Source organism: Rhizobium sp. X9 (genome assembly GCF_018873185.1).
Taxonomy (GTDB): domain Bacteria; phylum Pseudomonadota; class Alphaproteobacteria; order Rhizobiales; family Rhizobiaceae; genus Agrobacterium; species Agrobacterium oryzihabitans.
The window spans coordinates 3112159-3132280 of the sequence record NZ_CP071311.1; the positions used below are offsets into that span (position 1 = coordinate 3112159).

Sequence of the window (20122 nt, forward strand, 5' to 3'; positions counted from 1 at the left end):
TGGCGGCGAGGGCAAGGCTCAATCGGCCTTGACGATCTCGTAGCAGACCTTGGCGGTGCCGGAGCTGATCATGCCGATGTTCTTGGCGGCCGCCTTGGAAAGATCGAGAACGCGGCCCTTGATGAACGGACCGCGGTCGTTGATGCGCACCACCACGGCCTTGCCGTTGCGGGCATTCGTCACCTTGACCTTGGTGCCAAACCGCAGCGAGCGGTGGGCTGCGGTCAGGTTGGCGGCGTTCATGCGCTCGCCAGAAGCAGTCTTGGAGGTCAACGCATACCACGATGCGCCTCCACAACCATTTGCCGCATTCGCCTGAAGAGGCGCGATGATGGAACAGGCGGCTATAGTTGCAGCGGTGAAAGTTATACGACGGATATTCAACAAACTGTGCTTCCCTGAAAATCGGCCCCGCGCCGATTGTTTGTGCCCTTGCTAAACGGCCATAAACTGGCCTGAACGCCTTTTGATGCGAGATTGTAGGGCGAGGGAAAAATGGCGAAAAAAAGCTGAGCTCAAATCACGAACTGTTACAGACTGTAATATTCGTGATCGTTAGCCCGAAAGGCGTCGCCTGTCCCCCATTGTCACAATTCGGAAAAAATAATGCAGAATCAACGCTCAATCGAAATGCTATTGCAAGTCACGGCTTCGTGAATCCACTTCACGAAATGTGAGTGAAATATTTTTCTAATGACTATGATTTTAGCGATTTTTGTTTGGTTAATAAAATCCTAATTGGCTGAAATGCGACGAAAACCATCCGCAAAACCGGGTTTGGAAGGATTTTTCATCGCTTTTCGTCGGGGGATTTTTCAGCCCCGCCAGAGGCCGTTTTTCCACAATTGGGTGAGCGAGATTTTGTAGTCCGGGAAGCCGAAATCGAAGCCGAGGCGCTTGATCCTGGCGTTGGAAACGCGCTTGTTCTCGCCATAAAAGGAGCGGGCCATCGGTGTCAGATCGGCGGTCTCGAACGCCTGTTCGGGCGGCGGCTCGACGCCCATCAGGGTGGCGGCGAAGCTCACCACATCCTGCGGCGGAGCGGGTTCGTCATCCGTCACATTGAAGACGCCGCTTTCGTTTCTGAGCGCCAGGAAGGTCAGGGCCGCACCGATATCCTCGACCCGGATGCGGTTGAACACCTGGTCTTTTTTTACCAGCCTTCGCGCCGTTCCTTTCTCGAAGTTCATGAAGGCATTGCGTCCGGGGCCGTAAATTCCCGAGAGACGCAAGGTGGCAAGCGGCACATCCGCCTTTTGAGCGGCGGCAGTCCAGGCGGTCTCGGCGGCAGAGCGCTCCACGGAGCGGGCGGAAACCGGGCGGCAGGGTGTATCCTCATCTACCCAGGCGCCGTCATGGTCGCCATAAACGCCGATGGTGGAAAGATAGGCCAGCCATTTGAGGTTAGGAAGGTGCCTTTTCAGATCATCGCCCAGAAGCGCAAGCAGCGGGTCGCCATCCCTGCCGGGTGCGATGGATTGCACAAGATGGGTGACATTGCCCATGGCGGTGATGAGATCGTCATTCAGATAGGCGCCGTCAAAAAGGAAAGGCGTCATCCCCGCGGCCGTCAGGCTTGAGAATTTTTCTTCGCTGCGTGTGGTGCCGGAAATGGTCGAAGCTTCTGTTTTCAGCGCGTTTGAGATGGCCTTACCCGAATATCCCGCGCCGAAAATCATCACATGCATGGTTCACGCCTCTGCCAGTTGCCATTCCATTTCCGCTTCCGGATCAGGCTCCGGCGCGCGCCCGGCAGAGTATGTACGGAATTCGTCTCTGTCCATAAGCTGCGACAAGGCCCATGCGGCCATGCCGCGCACCTCCGGCGAAGGGTCTTTTTCAGCAAGAGACTTGCATTGCTCCACGAATTGCCGGTTACGGGAATTTCCCGCCGCGATCAGCACATTGCGCACAAACCGGGCGCGCCCGATGCGCTTGACCGGCGAGCCGCTGAAGAAGCTGCGGAAGGCGGCATCGTCAAGCGTCAGCAGGAAGGCGATGGAGGGTTCCTTCAAATCCTCACGCGCCTGCAGCTTCATCTCGGAGGCGCTGACCGCGAATTTGTTCCAGGGACAGGCGGCAAGGCAATCGTCGCAGCCGTAGATGCGGTTACCGATCATCGGCCGAAATTCGTGCGGGATCGGCCCCTTGTGCTCGATGGTGAGGTAGGAGATGCAGCGGCGAGCGTCCAGTTGATAGGGAGCGGGGAAGGCAGCCGTCGGACAGGCGTCGAGACAGGCACGGCAGGAACCGCAATGATCCTTCTCGGCCTCATCCAGACAGAGCTCGGCGGTGGTGAACATGCTGCCAAGAAACAGCCAGGAGCCATGGGTGCGGCTCACCAGATTGGTGTGCTTGCCCTGCCAGCCGAGGCCGGCTGCTGCGGCTAGCGGCTTTTCCATGACAGGGGCAGTGTCGACGAAGACCTTCACATCCTCGCCGGCGCGCGCTGCAAACCGGGTGGCGATTTCCTTCAGCCGCCCCTTGATAACGTCATGATAGTCGCGATTACGGGCATAGACCGAAATAGCGGCCTTGTCGGGTTTCGAAAGTACACCGCGCGGGTCTTCCTCGGGACCATAGTTCAGCCCGAACATGACGATGGAGCGCACGTCACCCCACAGCGTTTTCGGCTCTGCCCGGCGGGCCTCGGTCTCCTCCATCCACGCCATTGTGCCGTGGTAACCCTTGTCGAGAAACTGCCTCAGCCGTTCCGGTGCAAGCGGAATGCTGTCCGGCGCCGTGATGCGGCAGAGATCAAAGCCGAGCGAAAGCGCTTCCTGACGAATGAAATCCGTCAGTTTGCGTGCGCGTATCCGCTGCTTGTCGCTGGCGACGTCGATAGCCGTTTCTCCCGCAGGTTATTCTGCGACATATATATGCCTGGTGCGCGCCGCAGCAAATAACCGGAAGACCGGAACCTAGAAATCCAGATCGGCGTAGTGGGAGGAGGGGGCGAGGCGCGGAATGCGCTCGCTGAGGAACGGCCGGAAGGACGGGCGCGATTTCAGCCGCTGGTACCATTCCTTGGCGATGGGTGCTTCAAGCCAGTTGATCTCACCGAGATAATCCAGCACCGAAACACCGGCGGCGGCGGCAAGATCGGCATAGCTCAGCCGGTCGCCGGCAAGCCAGGTGCGCGAACCCGCCAGCCATTCCAGATATTTGATGTGCTGGCGGATATTGTTGCGCGCGGTGCGCAGAAGCTTGGAATCCGGCGGCCCGCCACCCTGCGCGGCCGTCATCTGCAACTTATAGACCCGCTCCCGCACCAGCGGCCGGGTCACGTCATTTTCCATCTTCTGCAGGAACCATTCCGTCAGGCGGCGGATTTCCGCGCGCTGAAACGGGTCTTCCGCCAGCAACCGCCTGTCGCGCTTCAAGACCCCGTGCGTTTCGTCGAGAAACTCGGCAAGCACATAAGGGCCGCTGAGGGAGCGCATGTTATCATCCAGATAGACCGGCAGCGTGCCCGCCGGATTGAGCGCCAGAAACTCCCGCCTTCTTTCCCACGGCTGCTCCTCGACGAGATCGGTCTGGAACCCGTATTCCGAAAGGATCAGACGAACGAACCGGGATGCGGTCGACATCGGAGAATGATAGAGAGTTGGCATCGGTACTCAATTTTTACGATTGGTTGTCATGATCGGCATTTGCCGGAAAACTTTTTCAGTTTCGCTTCATCAAGACGCTATAAGAGCTTGGCTACTTTAAAACAAGTTTAACGCAATTGCTTTCCATTGCCGCTTCCCCCTGAAAAAAAGGATACCTCATGGGTGACCAATCGATCATCAGCGCGCTTCTGCTGGGTATTATCGAGGGTCTGACGGAGTTCATTCCCGTCTCCTCAACGGCGCATGTCCTGCTGGCCGGCCATTTCCTCGGCTTCAAATCGCCGGGCAACACCTTTGCCGTCCTCATCCAGCTCGGCGCGATCCTTGCCATCCTTCTTGTGTATTTTCAAAAGCTTGTGTCGATAGCGCTCGCTTTGCCGACAAGTGCCAAGGCGCGCCGCTTCGTGCTGGCCGTCGCTTTAGCCTTCCTGCCGGCGGCGGTCATCGGGGCGCTGGCGCATGATTTCATCAAGACGGTGCTGTTCGAAACGCCAATGCTTATCTGCGTCGTCTTGATTATAGGCGGCGTCATATTGCTCGCGGTCGATCGGATGCCGCTGAAACCGAAATATACCGACATCATGGACTATCCGCCGTCGCTTGCCTTCAAGATCGGCCTATTCCAGTGCCTTGCCATGATTCCCGGCACATCCCGTTCCGGCGCCACGATCGTCGGATCGCTGCTGATGGGCACCGACAAGCGCTCCGCCGCCGAATTTTCGTTTTTCCTGGCGATGCCGACCATGCTCGGCGCTTTTACTCTCGATCTCTACAAGAACCGCGACGCGCTGAGTTTCGATGATGGCGCGCTGATTGCCGTCGGCTTCATCGCCGCATTCGTCTCCGGCCTCTTCGTCGTTCGCTCGTTGCTGGACTTCGTCTCGCGACGGGGTTTTGCGCCTTTTGCCTGGTGGCGCATCGTCATCGGTTCGCTCGGCCTGATAGCACTTCTGATCTTTGGTTGAGCCGATTTTAGAAATAGCCGGCCATTTTGAATGGCCGGACTGAAAACGAAAAAGCGCCCCGGAGAACCGGAGGCGCTTTTTCTTTGAAACTCTCAAAGGCCGATCAGTTGGTGCTGATCGAAGCCGTTGCGCAGGGGTCGACGCCATAAGCGGGAGCGCAACCGCTCTTGCCCGCTGCCACCGTTCCCGGCGCCATGAAAGAACCCGCCAGAACCACCAAAGCCGCACACGCAAAAAAGAGTGCGATAGATCTGCCCATTTTATTATTGCCTTTCAGACGTTCGTTCGCGCGGATTACGCCGCCGTGTGTGAAGTGAGGGTTCTGGATATGTTTGGAATGTGGCCATTATCAATAAAGCGGCTTGCTGAATACCGGGTTAATGCGAAGTCTTTTCCACAGTTGCGCTTGTGCCACGCTTGCGTGTGGAGGCCAGATGGCCGCTAAATTTTACCCGGCTTTTCAAAGCAGCTTTAGTCGATTGTACACATCCCCTTTAGTTGAGGGGGAAATGCACAAATAGCGGTTTGGTTGCGATTGAATTGCGCAAAAACAAAAAGCGGGAATGGCTCCCGCTTTCGTTTAGATCGCTGGTATCCGAGGGAGCCTCAGGCCGCCTTGCCTGCGTTTGAGAACTGGCCGTGCGGACGATATTGCACCATGTAGGACGGCAGGACGGAAGCGACACGAACAGGTGTGATGCCGATACCTTCCAGCGTCAGGCCGTTCTTTTCCGCGTCTGCGGAAACGACATTGTCCTTTTTCAGCATGGTTACCTGATCAACCGTCAGCGGCGGTGCGATGAGCGGCACCAGCGATGTGACCTTGGCGATCATTGAGGCAATGCCGAAAGGCAGATTGACGAAAGGACGCTGGCGATAGGTTGCAGCGAGAACCGCCTCGAGACAGTCGCGGAATGTCATCACATCCTGACCGCCGAGTTCGTAGATGGCGCCGGGCTTTAGCTTGCCATCGACGCTGCGGGCCACGGCCACGGCGACATCCTCGACATAGACCGGCTGGAACTTTGTTTTTCCCTCGCCGATCAACGGCAGGAAGGGTAGGCCACGCGCCATCTTGGCGAATTTGTTGAAGAAATCGTCTTCAGGGCCAAAAATGATCGATGGACGCAGGATAACCGCGCCGGGCAGGATGGAATGAATGGCGGCTTCTGCGCGGCCTTTGGTGCGGCTGTAACCGGTCGACGAGCCCGCTTCCGCGCCGATAGCGGAGATATGAGTCAGCGTAGCGCCTGCATCGCGGGCGGCTTCGGCAATGGCCTTCGCACCGAATTCCTGCACGGCGTCGAAGGTGTTGCGGCCGCTTTCAGTCAGAATGCCGACGCAATTGACCACATGGTCGGCGTCTTCGACGGCTTTGACGACGGAATCGCGATAACGCAGATTGGCCTGCGCAAAGGAAATCTGACCGACATTGCCGAGCGGCTGCAGGAAGCCTGCAAGATCGGGACGGCGCACGGCGACACGGATGCGGTAACCGCGCTTGGCGAGCATTCTCACGACATGGCGCCCGACAAAACCCGAACCGCCGAAAACGGTGACGAGGGGTGGAAGGTTGGCCAAGGTCATGGGAGGCTCCTCAGAAGCTGTCGATAAAGCGTTTTTCAGTCTCTTAGCCCAAAGCCGGGCGCAGGTGAAGAGACGTTGTCGTGCAGCCCGGGTCTAGTTTTGGGGCCGGTTTTGGAAATGCGGTTGACGACCGTCAAATTCCCTCGACGATCATCATCTCCGCATCCGCAATTTCCTGGCGGATTTTGGCTGCAGCCTGGTATTCGGGCGAATTGTAACAATCGATGGCGTGTTGCACGGAGGGGAACTCGATGACGACATTGCGCGCACGCGCCTTGCCTTCCAGCTCGGTCAAGGCGCCGCCACGGGCCAGGAAATTGGCGCCGAACCGCTCGAAAGCAGGTTTCGCCGTCGTGACATAATCCTTGTAGCGCTCGCTGTCGCGCACATCGACGCGGGCGATCCAATATCCCTTGGGCATGACGTCTCCTCCTGTCGTTATTGATTGGCCGGAAAGCTGGCGCGCAGCATGTCATCCAGAATGGCGCGGGCCGCCGCCTTCGGGTCCTCCGCCCTGACGATCGGGCGGGCGACGACCAGATGGCTCGAACCGGCCTTGATGGCGTCGTAAGGCGTCATCACCCGCTTCTGATCGCCGAGATCTGCGCCGGCAGGGCGAATGCCGGGGGTGACGACGGCAAGATCAGGGCCGAGGATTTCGCGCACGGCGGTCGATTCCTCCGCCGAACAGACGATGCCGCCCATGCCCGCTTCGCGCGCCTGTTGCGCCCGGCGCAATACGAGCGAACGGGCATCCGCGGCGTAACCGGCCTCAGCAAGGTCGGTGTCGTCCATCGAAGTCAGCACGGTGACGCCCAATAGGCAGAGGCCGGAGCCTTCGGCAGCCTTGACAGCGGCGCGCATCGCTTTGGGATAGGCATGCAGGGTCAGCATCGACATGCCCATGCGGGCGATGTTTTCGACACCGGAGGCGACGGTATTGTCGATATCGAGCAGCTTCATGTCGAGAAAGACTTTCTTGCCGCTCTGGACAAGGTCACGCGCGAATTCGAGGCCGCCAGCGAAAACCAGCTGATAGCCGATCTTGTAGAACAGAACCTCGTCGCCGATTTTCGACACGATGTCTTCGGCCTGCTGCACAGTCGGAACATCGAGCCCGACGATGAGTTTTTCGCGCGCGGTCATTGTCTTATCCCTGCCATGTTTCCATTGCCGTCCAGTCGCATGTGGGGGACGCGGCTGCAAGAGAAAAGTCGGCGATGGAAAAGCGGAAAAGATTACCGCCGCCGGGCGGCTGGTCCTTGCTGCGGCTGATGCCGCGGCCTTCAATATGGCATTTGAGAAGTGTGCCTACGCCACCATGGCCGACAAAGGCGATCGGCTGCTGCGGGTCGTGCCGGTCGAGAACGGCTCTGACAGCATCGACAATCCGCGCTTGCGCATCGATTGCCCTTTCCCAGCCGTGAAAACTTTTCTGCGGATGTGCGAAGAACCAGTCCGCCGCTTTCTCGAACTCCGGTGGCGGCAGGAAACCAGTGGCCGACCGGTCGTTTTCATGCATCGTCTCAATGATGTCTATTGCCGCACCGGATGTCTGGGAAAGGATGCGGGCGGTTTCGATCGCCTTGGTTTCGGCACTGGAGACGATGCGCCCCAATGCGTGCGCCCAGGGCAGGCGGCTCGCCTCCCGCACCCGCTCGGCACCGATGTCAGAAAGTCCCCACTCGGGAACGGGAACCGCCGGATCGATCCTGACCTGGGGATGGGTGATGTAGAGCGCATGCATTAAAATCGGTCCTTGATGGCGATGGAAAGGGTAATTCTAAACCCTAACCATCCGTCACGACCGGGAAATGACGGTCTTGCCCATTCTGCCGCGCGGTCAGGCCCGCGTATAGGTCCACAATTGCGCCGGCGGAATATTGCGTACGATGAAATCGAAATGGCGGATATGGTAGAGATGCGGCTGCGCGACGATCGGGGAAATGGCGCCGTAGGATATCTGCACGACGGGGCGGCCGTGCGGCACGCGTTTCAGCAATTCGTCGAGAAGCTTGATGCGGGCGGCCATCGGGAAATTCAGCATCGGCACGGCGGAAATGACGCTGTCGAACATCTGGCCCTTGTGTTCGCCGAGCGTCGCATCGAGATCAAAGGCGTCGCCATTGACGAAATTGACGCCCGGATAGCTTCTGAGAAGCTGATTGTAGAAATCCGTCGAATATTCGATGGCCGTCAGGTTTTCCGGCTTGATGCCGCGCGCCAGAATGGCCTTGGTGATGACGCCGGTGCCAGGCCCGAGCTCAAGAACTGGAAGACCGGAATGGGGATTGATGACACTCGCCATTTTTTTCGCCGTGATGGATGATGTCGGGACGATGGCTCCGACTTTCTTTGGCTGGCTGACCATGCCCTTGAAAAAACGGATTTCTTCCTCGAATTTCTGTTCAAGGCGTTGCTTCAGGTTAAGTGCCATAATTCCCCTCGGATACATTTTGGTCATTGTCAAAAAACGGTTACGTACTGTTGATCCCATTTGGCGCAAAAACAAGGCAAAATGTCGTAATTGGAAAAATTCACATTCGGCTCGAAAGTCGTCTGCGCAGAATCAAAAACGCCGGTGAAGCGATCCACCGGCGTTTTTGATTGGATTGAAGAAAATCGAGGCGCTTTAAACGCGCATCGGCATCAGAACGTAAAGCGCATCGTCACCAGCCGTGTCGCGAACCAGCGTCGGCGAGCCGGCATCCGCCAGGAGGAAAATCGCGTCATCGCCGGAAAGCTGCGAGGTGATGTCGAGGAGATATTTTGCATTGAAGCCGATTTCCATCGAATCATTATCATAACCGACAGCCACTTCTTCCGTCGCACTTCCCGAGTCCGGATTGTTGACCGTCAGTGTCAGCTGGCCATCTGTCAGCGCCAGCTTCACGGCGCGGCCGCGCTCTGAAGAGATGGTCGACACACGGTCGACGGCCCGCGCGAAGGTCTGGCAATCGACGCGCATTTCCTTGTCGTTGCCGGTGGGGATGACGCGCTGATAATCGGGGAAAGTGCCGTCGATCAGCTTCGAGGTCAAAACGACCGAGCCGATGGTCAGGCGGATTTTCGCATCCGAGACCTCAACGGTGACTTCCAGTTCCGGATTGTCCATCAGCTTCTGCAACTCGCCGACGGTCTTGCGCGGAATGATGATGCCCGGCATGCCTTCGGAACCGGAGGGCGCATCCACATCGGCGCGCGCCAGGCGGTGGCCGTCGGTTGCGACGGCGCGCAGTTTCAGCTCGCCATTGCTTTCGATGGTGTGGAAGAAGATGCCGTTCAGGTAATACCGGGTCTCTTCGGTCGAAATCGCAAATTGCGTCCGGTCGATCAGCATCTTCAGATCGGTCGCCTTCAGTTTGAAAGTGTGGCTGAAGGTGCCGGCGGTCAGATCCGGGAAGTCGGTTTCCGGCAGGCATTGCAGCGAGAATTTCGAACGGCCGGAGGCAACCGTCATCGTCGAGCCATCAGGGTTGGTCGCCAGAAGCACTTCGGAACCATCCGGCAGCTTGCGCACGATTTCATAAAGCAGATGCGCCGGCACGGTGGTGGCGCCTGCCTGCTCCACCATGGCCGGTGTCGCTTCGGTGATTTCGAGATCGAGGTCGGTTGCCTTCATGTCCAGATTGGCGCCGGAAGCGCGCAAGAGGACGTTGGACAGGATCGGGATCGTGTTGCGACGCTCGACAACCCTGTGAACGTGGTTCAGCGATTTAAGAAGGTTCGACCGCTCAAGAGTAATACGCATGGACGCTACCGCTTTCAACCGTTGCGAACCGGCCACCGCCGGATCGATAAGAAGAGTCTTGACCGGCCCAAAAGCCGGATAATGTGGACGGGCAAAATGGCAGAGTTATTGCAGAAAATGCAAGAGCCGAGTGCATCTGCCGCCGGTCATTTTGCTGCTATACAGCATGATCCACAGGCTATGGCCGCCCGTGGACCTTGTTCGCCGCTTTTCTATTGCCCATAAAGGGGCGAAAATGGAGCGATGGCCGGGAATGATCGGCCGGAATGATTGGAAGCCGTGTGACGGAAGAAACATCGAACAGCGACGCAGGACAGGCAATAAAGGGCTTCAGGATCGGCACTGCCTCTATTCCGGCACGGCCGCTGGAATCGGCGCTTTATCTCGTCGCCACACCCATCGGCAATCTGGGTGACATCACCATCAGGGCCCTGGAAACACTGGCATCCGCCGATGTTCTCGCCTGCGAGGATACCCGCGTCACACGCATCCTGCTCGAACGTTACGGTATTCGCACGCGCCCGCTTTCCTATCATGAGCATAATGCGAACGAGGCTGGTCCCAAGCTCATCGCGGCGCTTGAGGCTGGAAAGTCCGTGGCGTTGGTGTCGGACGCCGGAACGCCGCTCGTCTCCGATCCCGGTTATCGTCTGGGTCAGCTTGCGCTCGAGGCCGGTCATCGCGTCGTACCGGTGCCGGGTGCGTCCGCACCGCTTGCCGCCCTTGTCGGGTCGGGCATGCCGAGCGACGCCTTTCTGTTCGCGGGCTTCCTGCCGGTGAAGGATCGCGGCAAGCGCGACCGTTTTGCCGAACTTGCGAAAATTCCGGCCACCCTGATCTTCTTTGAATCGCCGCGCCGCATCGGCACCTCTTTGAAGGTGGCGTCGGAAGTGCTCGGCCGCGACCGTCGCGCCGTGGTTTGTCGCGAACTGACCAAGACTTTCGAGGAGTTCCGTCGTGGTACGCTGGGTGAACTTGCGGATTATTACGATGGCGACCGCGTGGTGAAGGGCGAGATCGTGCTTCTGGTGGAGCCCCCCTCCTATGATGAAATTCCCGATATCGAGGATGTCGAGAAGCTGTTGAAGGATCTCGTCACGACGATGCCTGCTGCCAAGGCCGCTGCAGAGGCGTCGAAGCTGACGGGCCTGCCGCGCAAGGAGCTCTATCAGCGGCTGCTGGATATGAAGGACGCGGATGGCCGCTGACGGGCGAAACAGCAAAAGACGAAAGGCCGAGCGACGCGGCCACGCCGCGGAATATTGGGCCGCGCTCTATCTGCTGTTGAGAGGCTATCGCATCCTCGCCATTCGATACCGCACCCGACTTGGGGAAATTGATCTCATCGCCCGCAAGAAGGATGTCGTCGCCATCGTCGAGGTCAAGGCGCGATCATCCGCCGAAGACGCGGTCGACGCCGTCGGCTGGTGTTCGCAGCAGCGCATCCGGGCGGCGGCCGATCTCTGGCTGTCCCGGCGCAGGGATGCAGGGCGATTTTCGCTACGTTTCGATATCGTCGCCGTTCTGCCGCGACGCCTGCCTAAGCATTTCATCGACGCATTTTGAAGGGGAGAAACACTATGCCGACCGAGCGGGAAAAAATGGCCGCAGGCGAATGGTACAGCTGCATGGATGCCGAGCTGGATGTGCTGCGTTCTCGCGCCCGGCGTGCGGTTCACCAGCATAATACCATGCCGCCGGACGAGCGCGGAACCATGGCGCCACTGCTGGGTGCGCTCTTTGCTGCCAGCGGGGAAGGGGCATTTATTGAAGCGCCGTTTCATTGTGCTTACGGCTTCAACATCAACCTTGGTCAAAACGTCTATCTCAATACCGGCTGCACGATCCTGGATTCCGCAAAGGTGTCGATAGGCGATGGTTCGATGCTGGGACCCGCCGTGCAGATCTACTGCGCCGAACACCATCTGGACCCGGTTCCGCGTTCGCAGGGCATTGAAATCGCAAAACCCGTGACGATTGGCCGTGATGTGTGGATCGGCGGCGGGGCGATCCTGCTGGCCGGCATCACCATTGGCGATGGCGCGATTGTCGGTGCCGGTTCGGTTGTGACGCGGGATGTTCCGCCAGGCGCGACCGTGGTGGGAAATCCCGCCCGTCCGATAAAGAGAAAAGACGCCCGAGGCATCCGTTTTTGAGGCGACGGACCCTAATCGTGGGTCTGTAACAAATCTGACATGGAACTGTTAAAGAGGCGTCACGGAACGTCTCTATTCGCATCCTCACCCCATTAACTGGCGGAGAGGACAAAATTATGTTGAAGAAGATTTCCATGGCCGCGGTGGCCGTCAGCATTTCGGCTACATCTTCCATGGCTGCAACCAACATCACCTGGTGGCACGGCATGGGTGGCCGCAACGGCGAAGTCATCAACGAAGTTTCCCAGAAGTTCAACGAAGCCCAGAAGGAATGCGCGCTGACGCCCGTTTCCAAGGGCTCCTACGAAGAAGCGCTGGCAAGCGGCATCGCCGCCTTCCGTTCGGGCGAACAGCCGAACATCCTCCAGGTTTTCGATGCTGGCGCTGCCACCATCATCAACGCCAAGGGCGCTGTCATTCCTGCTGAAGACCTCATCAACAAGGCCGGTTACAAGTTCGACCGTGACGCCTTCATCAACGGTGTGCGTTATTTCTACGCTGCCGCTGACGGCAAGTTCGTCGGCATGCCGTTCAACTCTTCCGCGCCGATCATGTACGTTAACGACGAAGCCCTGAAAAAGGCCGGCGTCGAGGCTCCGAAGACCTGGGAAGAGTTCGAGCAGGTTGCGCCGAAGCTGAAGGAAGCCGGTTACATCCCGCTCGTCCAGTCGCAGCTCACCTGGCAGTTCACGGAGAACTTCTTCTCCCGCAACAACATCCAGTTCGCAACCAACAATAACGGTTACGACAGCGTTGCCGACACCAAGCTCAAGGTCACCGACCCGAACCTCGTCATGATGTTCGACAAGCTGAAGGACTGGAAGGACAAGGGCCTGTTCGCTTATTACGGCGCCGGCTGGAACGACAACCAGAAGCCCTTCGAAGAAGGCAAGGTTGCTTTCTGGATCGGTTCTTCGGGTTCGTTCGGCGGCCTGCAGAAGACGGCGACCATGCCGTTCTCGGCAACCTTCCTTCCCTACTGGGGCTCCATCAAGGGTGCCGGCACCAACTCCTTCATCGGTGGTGCTGCTCTCTTCGCAATGTCGGGCAAGTCTGAAGCCGAAAACAAGTGCGTGGCTGACTTCTTCCAGTTCCTGACCTCGCCGGAAATCCAGGTCTTCTACCACAAGGCAACCGGTTACGTCGCCATCACCAAGGCCGCTTACGAAAAGGCCAAGGCTGAAGGCTTCTACAAGGAAAAGCCGATTGCCGAAGTTGGCATCCAGCAGCTGTCGCTGCCGGGCGGCGAATGGTCCAAGGGTTACCGCCTCGGTTTCTACCCGCAGATCCGCGCCATTATGGAACGTGAATACAACCGCATCTTCTCCGGCGAAGTCACGCCGAAGGACGCCTTCGACATCATCGAGAAGGAAGGCAATGACCTTCTGGCCCGTTTCGCCAAGACGGCCGGCTGATCGATCTTTTCGAAACCAATGATCGTTGTCGAGCCTCCTTTCCAACGGAAGGGAGGCTCGCTTCTGGATAAGGAGGCGCAAGCTTGGCCTATACATCGTCTCAACCGCGTCTGGCCCGGTTTTTGTCCGGCCGGTCCGCAAAGGCTGGAAAACCCGTCAGCGCCGCCGAAGCCGGCATGAAGCGCGTGCAGTTCTCCTCGTCCTTCGTGCCCTATCTGTTTCTGGCGCCGCAACTGGCGGTGATTTTCATCTTCTTTTACTGGCCTTCCGTTCAGGCCGTGCATTCATCGTTCTATATTGAAGACCCTTTCGGCTTCGGCGCCTCTTTTGTCGGGTTCGCCAATTATTCGGACGCGATATTCAATCCGGAATATCTCAGCATCGCCAAGTTCACGGTCATCTTCACCGTGCTGGTGACCTTCTTCTCGCTGGCGCTTGGCCTGCTGCTCGCCGTCAAGGCCGATGCCGTCATTCGCGGCAGTTCGACCTACAAGACGGTGCTTATTTCCGTCTATGCCATTGCGCCGCCGGTCGCGGGCCTCATCGGCATGATGTTCTTCGACCAGCATATCGGGCCTTTCGTCAAGATGGCCGCGATGCTCGGTTGGGACATGAAAGTCGGACTCAATTATTTCGATACGGCTTTCGCCATGGTGGTCGTCGCTGTCTGGAAGCAGATTCCTTACAATTTCATCTTCTTCCTGTCCGGCTTGCAGGGTGTCTCCGTCGCCGTGCGTGAGGCTGCCGCCATCGACTGCCGCTCGGGTTTTCGCCGGTTCTGGACGGTCATCATGCCGCTTCTGGCGCCCACAGCCTTCTTCCTGCTCATCATCAACATCACCTATTCCCTGTTCGATACGTTCGGTGTCATCGACGTGATGGTAAAGGACAAGGCGGCCAACAACCCGATCACCCTGGTCTACAAGGTGTTTCTCGACGGTTTCCGCGGCAATGACATCGGCGGCTCCTCGGCCCAGTCCGTCATCCTGATGCTGGTCGTCTTCGTCCTCACCATCATCCAGTTCCGCTTCATCGAGAAGCGCATCCATTACAATTGAGGGAAAAGACGATGTACAAGACAAAACCCCTCGATCATCTGGTGCTGATCATCGGCGCGCTGTTCCTGATCTTGCCGGTCGTCGTGGCATTCATGACGTCAACCCACACTGCTGCGGAAATTCACCGCAGCGGTCTGGCAATCCTTCCCGGCGATAATTTCGTTGAAACCTATGAGAAGGTTCTGACGCAGAAGGGCGGTTTCACCGGGCAGATCACCGGCCTCAACATGGTGCTCAATTCGTTGATCCTCGGTATCGGTTTTGCCGTCGGCAAGATCGTCCTGTCGATGACGGCGGCCTATGCGATCGTCTACTTCCGCTTCCGGTTTGCGACGCTCGCCTTCTGGATCATTTTCACCACGCTGCTTCTGCCGCTCGAAGTGCGCATCATGCCGTCCTACGAGGTGATGAGCAAACTCGGGCTCCTGAACTCCTATACCGGGCTCATCGTACCGCTTCTGGCGTCTGCGACAGGCACCTTCTATTTCAGGCAGTTCTTCAAATCCATCCCGGAGGAGTTGCTGGAGGCGGCCCGCATAGACGGCGCGGGTCCGGTGAAATTCTTCATCGATGTGATCATCCCGCTTTCTCGCACCATGATGGCGGCGATCTTCATCATCATGTTCGTTTACGGCTGGAACCAGTATCTCTGGCCCATGCTGATGACGACGGATGAGAGTTTCTTCACCCTGATGCGCGGCATCAAGTCGATCCTGCAGGTCTGGGTCGGTTCACAAATTCCCGATTACAACGAAGCTTTCGCGCTTGCCGTTCTGGCCATGCTGCCGCCTGTGTTGATCGTCGTGATCTTCCAGCGCTGGTTCATCAAGGGCCTCACCGAGAGCGACAAATAAGGAGACCGAAATGGCCGCGATAGAAATCAGTCAGGTCTGCAAGGATTATCATGGCGGCGTACGCGCCGTGCATCACGTCGATATCGACATCAGGGACGGTGAATTCATCGTGCTCGTCGGCCCTTCCGGCTGCGGCAAGTCCACGCTTCTGCGCATGGTGGCCGGCCTTGAGGACATCTCCGAAGGCACGGTGAAGATCGGTGACCGCCTGGTCAACCAGGTCGATCCGGCTGACCGGGATATCGCCATGGTATTCCAGAACTATGCGCTTTACCCGCATATGTCGGTGCGGCAGAACCTGGAATATGGCTTGAAGAACCGCAAGACGCCAAAGGCGGAAATCGATGCACGCGTGGCGGAAGCCGCCCGCATGCTGCAGCTTGAACCCTATCTGGAGCGCAAGCCGCGTGCTCTGTCCGGCGGTCAGCGGCAGCGTGTGGCCATGGGCCGCGCCATCGTGCGCAAACCGGCGGCCTTCCTGTTCGACGAGCCCCTGTCCAACCTTGACGCCAAGCTGCGCGTTTCCATGCGCGGCGAGATCAAGCGCCTGCAGAAGCGTCTTGGCACGACCTCGATCTATGTCACCCACGACCAGCTGGAGGCCATGACCCTGGCTGATCGCCTGGTGGTGCTGAATGGTGGCCGCATCGAACAGATCGGCGCGCCGCTCGAGGTCTATCACACTCCTGCCTCCACCTTCGTCGCGAGCTTCATCGGCTCTCCCGCCATGAACCTGCTGAACGGCGAACTGCACGGGGATGGCCTCGCCATCGGGCCGTCGCTGGTCTCGCTTGGCGGTTTCGCGCCGACCTCCGGTCCGGTCACGGTCGGCATGCGGGCGGAAGATTTCCGCCTGGCCGCAGAAGGCGAGCAGGGCTTCGTGTTGCGCGTCGATTACATCGAGGAGCTCGGCTCCCAGCGTCTCATCCACGGTATGATCGGCGATCAGAACCTCACTGTGGCGTTTTCGCCCGAGGTTGAGGTTCCGGCTACCCTGTCGGTCGCCATATCCCCGGACAAGCTGCATTTCTTCTCCAGCGAGACCGGCAAGCGGATTTCCGGCAAGGTGGAGCAGTCCGTGATGCAGGCGTCCGAACTGGCGACCGCCTGAGTATTGCGAACGAAATCGGCGCGATGATTAAAATTGCGCCGATTGTCCAAACCGGTTTGTTACGATCCCGGTGATAGAAGACCTCCAATATCTCACGGGGGTTTTCTGGCATGTCCTTCAAAATGATGTTCGCGACGGCGGCAACCATGGCGATCCGCTCGGTGCCGATATTGCCGGCCTCCTTGCGCCGGGCAAAAGACGAGAGTGTCGTCAGCGCATCGTGCACGGATCTGCGGCTTCAGCCGGCCCCCATCAATCCTGACTGGATCATTTCTGGTAATCCCCAGGCGCGTGCGGCGGACCATTCCAGAAGCGGTGACCGCGCCTCCAGCACCGCCATGTGGGATTGCACGGCGGGTGAATTCCGCTGGTTCTTCGGTTGGGACGAGACCGTTTATATTCTCGAAGGCGAAGTGCATGTGACGGCGGAAGACGGCTCGATCAGCATCCTGCGGGTCGGCGATGTCGCATATTTCCGTGCGGGAACGTGGGCCACCTGGCGGGTGGATGAATATGTCCGCAAGGTCGCCTTCATGCGCCGCCCGTTCCCCACGGCGTTGGCTCTGGCGTATCGGGTCAAGAACAAGCTGTTTGCCGGTCGCTCCTACAAGCTTGCGGCCTGAAACGATAAAACCTTCCAGCCGATAGGCCCATCAGGCTCCGTCGGCTGAATTATGAAGGTTCAATAAAACTCACAAAAAGCACCCCTCGCAGCAGTTGCGTTTGAATGGTCGCTGCCCTACATCTTCATGGTTTTCTGAAGCATTTCCGGGTCTCCTCCGGTCCTGCCGGGAATCGGGAAAAGACGAGGCAATGGGCAGAGCGGACCGGCAAGGCGTCCGCATGCTGCAAGAGGAACATGCGCATGGCGAAGATCAAAAACGTCGCGATCCAGATGGATCATGTCTCCGGCATCAACATTGCCGGTGACTCCACCTTCGCCATGAGCCTTGAGGCGCAGGCCCGCGGTTACCGGCTGTTCCATTACACCCCCGACCGTCTCTCCATGCGCGATGGCAAGATTTACGCCACCGTCGAACAGATGGAACTGCGCGATATCAAGGGCGACCATTTCTCGCTGTCCGAGCCCGAGCGGGTCGACCTCTCGACCATGGATGTCATCCATCTGCGCCAGGATCCGCCATTCGACATGGCCTATATAACTTCAACCCACTTGCTGGAGCGCATTCATCCCAGAACGCTGGTGGTCAATGATCCCGCCTGGGTCCGCAACTCGCCGGAAAAGATTTTCGTCACCGAATTCGCCGATCTGATGCCGAAGACGCTGATCACCAAGGACGTGGCCGAGATCGCCCGGTTCCGCAATGAGATGGGCGATATCATCCTCAAGCCGCTATATGGTAATGGCGGCGCCGGCGTTTTCCATTCGACGCGGGACGACCGCAATTTCTCCTCGCTGCTCGAAATGTTCGGCCAGATGTTCCGCGAGCCATATATCGCCCAGCAATATCTTCCGGATGTCCGCAAGGGCGACAAGCGTATCCTCCTGGTGGATGGCGAGCCGGTGGGCGCGATCAACCGCGTGCCGGCGGAAAACGATGCCCGCTCCAACATGCATGCCGGAGGCCGGCCGGAACCGACGGAACTGACAGCGCGCGAAAAGGAAATCTGCCGCCGCATCGGTCCCGCCCTACGCGAGCGTGGGTTTCTGTTCGTCGGCATTGATGTGATCGGTGATTATATGACCGAAATCAACGTCACCTCACCGACAGGTATTCGCGAAGTGCAGAAATTCGGCGGCGCCGATGTTGCGAGCCTGCTTTGGGACGCCATCGAGAAAAAACGCGAAGCGCAGGATATCTGAGGCGGTTTCCCAGCCGTCTCCGGTTTGTTCCACGCATACAACTCGATACAACTAAAATACATCGCCTGCGAGAAATTGTTCGCTGGATGTTCTTGTTTTATTCTTTGCGCTGTGGCACGTTGCTTGCGGGTGGCCGCCATGGGGCATGAAGCTCCGATGGTGCGGCCGGTTTGCGGGGCAGGCCATGGTGGCGCGGGTCAATACGGTTGCATTTCAGGGCATAGAAGGTGTGCCGGTCGAGGTGCAGGTCATGGTCGCACCCGGAAGGGTCGGCATCCAGATCGTTGGCCTGCCGGACAAGGCGGTGGCCGAAAGCCGGGAGCGAGTGCAGGCCGCCTTGCATGCCTCGGGCCTGGCGCTGCCGGCAAAAAAAGTTACGGTCAACCTGGCCCCTGCCGACTTGCCGAAGGAGGGGTCGCATTTCGATCTTCCAATCGCTTTGGGTCTCATGGCCGCTTTAGGGGCCATTCCGGCGGAAGCACTGGCAAAATATGTGGTTCTCGGCGAACTCAACCTCGATGGCACCATCGGCACGGTTTCGGGCGCCTTGCCGGCCGCCATCGGCGCCAATGCGCTTGGCAAGGGATTGATCTGCCCGGCCGAAAGCGGGCCGGAAGCAGCCTGGGCCGGGTCCGGCATCGATATTCTTGCCCCGCGCAGTCTCATCGCGCTCGCCAATCATTTTCGCGGCACCCAGCTTCTTTCCCGCCCGACGCCGGCCATCCGGGCCAATCCCGTCAATCTGCCTGATCTTGCCGATATCAAGGGGCAGGAGAGTGCGAGACGCGCGCTGGAGGTAGCGGCGGCCGGCGGCCATAATCTGCTCATGGTCGGTCCGCCGGGCTCGGGCAAATCCATGCTCGCCGCGCGCCTGCCGTCAATCCTGCCGCCGCTGGAGGCGGCGGAGTTGCTGGAAGTGTCCATGGTTCATTCCATCGCCGGCCAATTATCCGGTGGCAAGCTGTCGGATCGTAGACCCTTTCGCACACCGCACCATTCCGCCACCATGGCGGCGCTGATCGGTGGAGGCTTGCGTGCCAAACCGGGCGAGGCCTCTCTTGCCCATCACGGCGTTCTTTTTCTCGATGAATTTCCGGAGTTTGCGCCGCAGGTGTTGGATGCGCTGCGCCAGCCGCTGGAGACGGGTGAATGCATCATTGCCCGTGCCAATCATCGCGTTACCTATCCGGCGGAAATCCAGCTCGTCGCGGCGATGAACCCTTGCAGATGTGGAATGGCGGGAGAACCGGGTTTCACCTGCGCCAGAGGTCCGCGCTGCATGACCGATTATCAGGGCCGCATTTCCGGCCCGCTGATGGACCGTATCGATATCCGCATCGACGTTCCCGCCGTCTCTGCCGTCGATCTCATCCGCCCCGTGGCTGCAGAGCCGAGTGCGGTGGTCGCTGCCCGTGTCGCTGGGGCTCGCCTCGCCCAGCAGGAGCGTTACGCGGCGGCCGGCTTTTCCGCCATCCGCACCAATGCCCGCTGCAGCACAACGCTGATCGAAAAATATGCCGAACCGGACGCCTCCGGGCTGCAATTGCTGCGTGATGCGGCCGAGCGATTGAAGTTCTCTGCCCGTGGTTATCACCGCATCCTCAAGGTCGCCCGGACGCTGGCAGATCTGGAGGGCAGGCAGGCGGTCGGGCGTATCCACGTGGCGGAAGCCATTTCTTATCGTATAGCCGGCGAAAGGCTGACGGCGGCGGCGTAAGAAATTGCCCCCGCCCTTTGCCGGCTGAACGAAAATGCCGCCGGCTTGTGGGCGGCGGCATCGTCGTAA

Annotated in this window: 22 protein-coding genes; 11 read left to right on the forward strand and 11 right to left on the reverse strand. The window is 58.8% G+C overall.

The window, feature by feature from the left end:
* Window positions 1-18: 18 nt before the first annotated feature.
* The 4 genes from JZY08_RS14980 to JZY08_RS14995 form a co-directional block, all read right to left on the reverse strand.
* The gene (locus JZY08_RS14980; RefSeq protein WP_035219318.1) at window positions 19-387 is read right to left on the reverse strand and encodes a septal ring lytic transglycosylase RlpA family protein; all 369 of its coding nucleotides are present in this window, start codon (window positions 385-387) and stop codon (window positions 19-21) included.
* Between the two features lie 428 nt (window positions 388-815).
* Window positions 816-1688: an SDR family oxidoreductase gene (locus JZY08_RS14985; protein WP_216330568.1), complete on the reverse strand. Its 873-nt coding sequence runs from the start codon at window positions 1686-1688 to the stop codon at window positions 816-818.
* A gap of 3 nt (window positions 1689-1691) precedes the next feature.
* Entirely contained in the window at window positions 1692-2843 is a 1152-nt protein-coding gene (gene queG, locus JZY08_RS14990) for a tRNA epoxyqueuosine(34) reductase QueG (protein WP_216331571.1), read from the reverse strand.
* A gap of 78 nt (window positions 2844-2921) precedes the next feature.
* Entirely contained in the window at window positions 2922-3614 is a 693-nt protein-coding gene (locus tag JZY08_RS14995; RefSeq protein ID WP_035219312.1) for a glutathione S-transferase family protein, read from the reverse strand.
* 158 nt (window positions 3615-3772) lie between these two features.
* Here JZY08_RS14995 and JZY08_RS15000 point away from each other — a divergent pair, with 158 nt between their 5' ends.
* Window positions 3773-4579: an undecaprenyl-diphosphate phosphatase gene (locus JZY08_RS15000; protein ID WP_035219310.1), complete on the forward strand. Its 807-nt coding sequence runs from the start codon at window positions 3773-3775 to the stop codon at window positions 4577-4579.
* Between the two features lie 103 nt (window positions 4580-4682).
* On the opposite strand, the gene JZY08_RS15005 is transcribed toward JZY08_RS15000, so the two are convergent.
* The 7 genes from JZY08_RS15005 to dnaN all read right to left on the reverse strand — a co-directional run bounded on the left by JZY08_RS15005 (window position 4683) and on the right by dnaN (window position 9917).
* Window positions 4683-4838 (reverse strand): hypothetical protein, encoded by a 156-nt coding sequence (locus JZY08_RS15005; protein WP_004439462.1) that lies wholly within the window; start codon window positions 4836-4838, stop codon window positions 4683-4685.
* 347 nt (window positions 4839-5185) lie between these two features.
* Entirely contained in the window at window positions 5186-6166 is a 981-nt protein-coding gene (locus tag JZY08_RS15010) for a complex I NDUFA9 subunit family protein (RefSeq protein ID WP_216330569.1), read from the reverse strand.
* 133 nt (window positions 6167-6299) lie between these two features.
* Complete coding sequence (locus JZY08_RS15015) at window positions 6300-6587, reverse strand: DUF1330 domain-containing protein (protein ID WP_035219305.1); 288 nt, start codon at window positions 6585-6587, stop codon at window positions 6300-6302.
* A 17-nt stretch (window positions 6588-6604) separates the two neighbouring features.
* Window positions 6605-7312, reverse strand: coding sequence for an orotidine-5'-phosphate decarboxylase (gene pyrF / locus JZY08_RS15020; RefSeq protein ID WP_035219303.1), 708 nt, complete (start codon window positions 7310-7312; stop codon window positions 6605-6607).
* A 4-nt stretch (window positions 7313-7316) separates the two neighbouring features.
* Window positions 7317-7913 carry a histidine phosphatase family protein gene (locus JZY08_RS15025; RefSeq protein WP_216330570.1) on the reverse strand — a complete coding sequence of 199 codons (597 nt, stop codon included), beginning with the start codon at window positions 7911-7913 and terminating at the stop codon, window positions 7317-7319.
* 96 nt (window positions 7914-8009) lie between these two features.
* A complete protein-coding gene (pmtA, locus tag JZY08_RS15030) occupies window positions 8010-8603 on the reverse strand; it encodes a phospholipid N-methyltransferase PmtA (RefSeq protein ID WP_216330571.1) in 594 nt (197 codons plus the stop codon).
* Between the two features lie 195 nt (window positions 8604-8798).
* Window positions 8799-9917, reverse strand: a complete 1119-nt coding sequence (dnaN, locus tag JZY08_RS15035) for a DNA polymerase III subunit beta (RefSeq protein WP_035241489.1) — start codon at window positions 9915-9917, stop codon at window positions 8799-8801.
* 266 nt (window positions 9918-10183) lie between these two features.
* Here dnaN and rsmI point away from each other — a divergent pair, with 266 nt between their 5' ends.
* The 10 genes from rsmI (at window position 10184) to JZY08_RS15085 (ending at window position 20053) form a co-directional block, all read left to right on the forward strand.
* Window positions 10184-11125 (forward strand): 16S rRNA (cytidine(1402)-2'-O)-methyltransferase, encoded by a 942-nt coding sequence (rsmI, locus tag JZY08_RS15040; protein ID WP_216330572.1) that lies wholly within the window; start codon window positions 10184-10186, stop codon window positions 11123-11125.
* Window positions 11115-11483: a YraN family protein gene (locus JZY08_RS15045; RefSeq protein ID WP_216330573.1), complete on the forward strand. Its 369-nt coding sequence runs from the start codon at window positions 11115-11117 to the stop codon at window positions 11481-11483. Before rsmI ends, JZY08_RS15045 begins: the two co-directional genes overlap by 11 nt.
* Window positions 11484-11497: 14 nt before the next feature.
* Complete coding sequence (locus JZY08_RS15050; protein WP_216330574.1) at window positions 11498-12073, forward strand: sugar O-acetyltransferase; 576 nt, start codon at window positions 11498-11500, stop codon at window positions 12071-12073.
* A 116-nt stretch (window positions 12074-12189) separates the two neighbouring features.
* Entirely contained in the window at window positions 12190-13488 is a 1299-nt protein-coding gene (locus JZY08_RS15055; RefSeq protein WP_216330575.1) for an extracellular solute-binding protein, read from the forward strand.
* A gap of 83 nt (window positions 13489-13571) precedes the next feature.
* The gene (locus tag JZY08_RS15060) at window positions 13572-14546 is read left to right on the forward strand and encodes an ABC transporter permease subunit (protein ID WP_175414386.1); all 975 of its coding nucleotides are present in this window, start codon (window positions 13572-13574) and stop codon (window positions 14544-14546) included.
* Window positions 14547-14557: 11 nt separating this feature from the next.
* Window positions 14558-15400, forward strand: coding sequence for a sn-glycerol-3-phosphate ABC transporter permease UgpE (gene ugpE / locus JZY08_RS15065; RefSeq protein WP_035241493.1), 843 nt, complete (start codon window positions 14558-14560; stop codon window positions 15398-15400).
* Between the two features lie 10 nt (window positions 15401-15410).
* Window positions 15411-16511, forward strand: coding sequence for a sn-glycerol-3-phosphate import ATP-binding protein UgpC (locus tag JZY08_RS15070; protein ID WP_003493454.1), 1101 nt, complete (start codon window positions 15411-15413; stop codon window positions 16509-16511).
* A 110-nt stretch (window positions 16512-16621) separates the two neighbouring features.
* Window positions 16622-17134 (forward strand): cupin domain-containing protein, encoded by a 513-nt coding sequence (locus JZY08_RS15075; RefSeq protein ID WP_003493456.1) that lies wholly within the window; start codon window positions 16622-16624, stop codon window positions 17132-17134.
* A 242-nt stretch (window positions 17135-17376) separates the two neighbouring features.
* Window positions 17377-18336 (forward strand): glutathione synthase, encoded by a 960-nt coding sequence (gene gshB, locus JZY08_RS15080; RefSeq protein ID WP_035241497.1) that lies wholly within the window; start codon window positions 17377-17379, stop codon window positions 18334-18336.
* Between the two features lie 184 nt (window positions 18337-18520).
* Window positions 18521-20053 carry a YifB family Mg chelatase-like AAA ATPase gene (locus tag JZY08_RS15085; protein WP_216331572.1) on the forward strand — a complete coding sequence of 511 codons (1533 nt, stop codon included), beginning with the start codon at window positions 18521-18523 and terminating at the stop codon, window positions 20051-20053.
* Window positions 20054-20122: the final 69 nt, after the last annotated feature.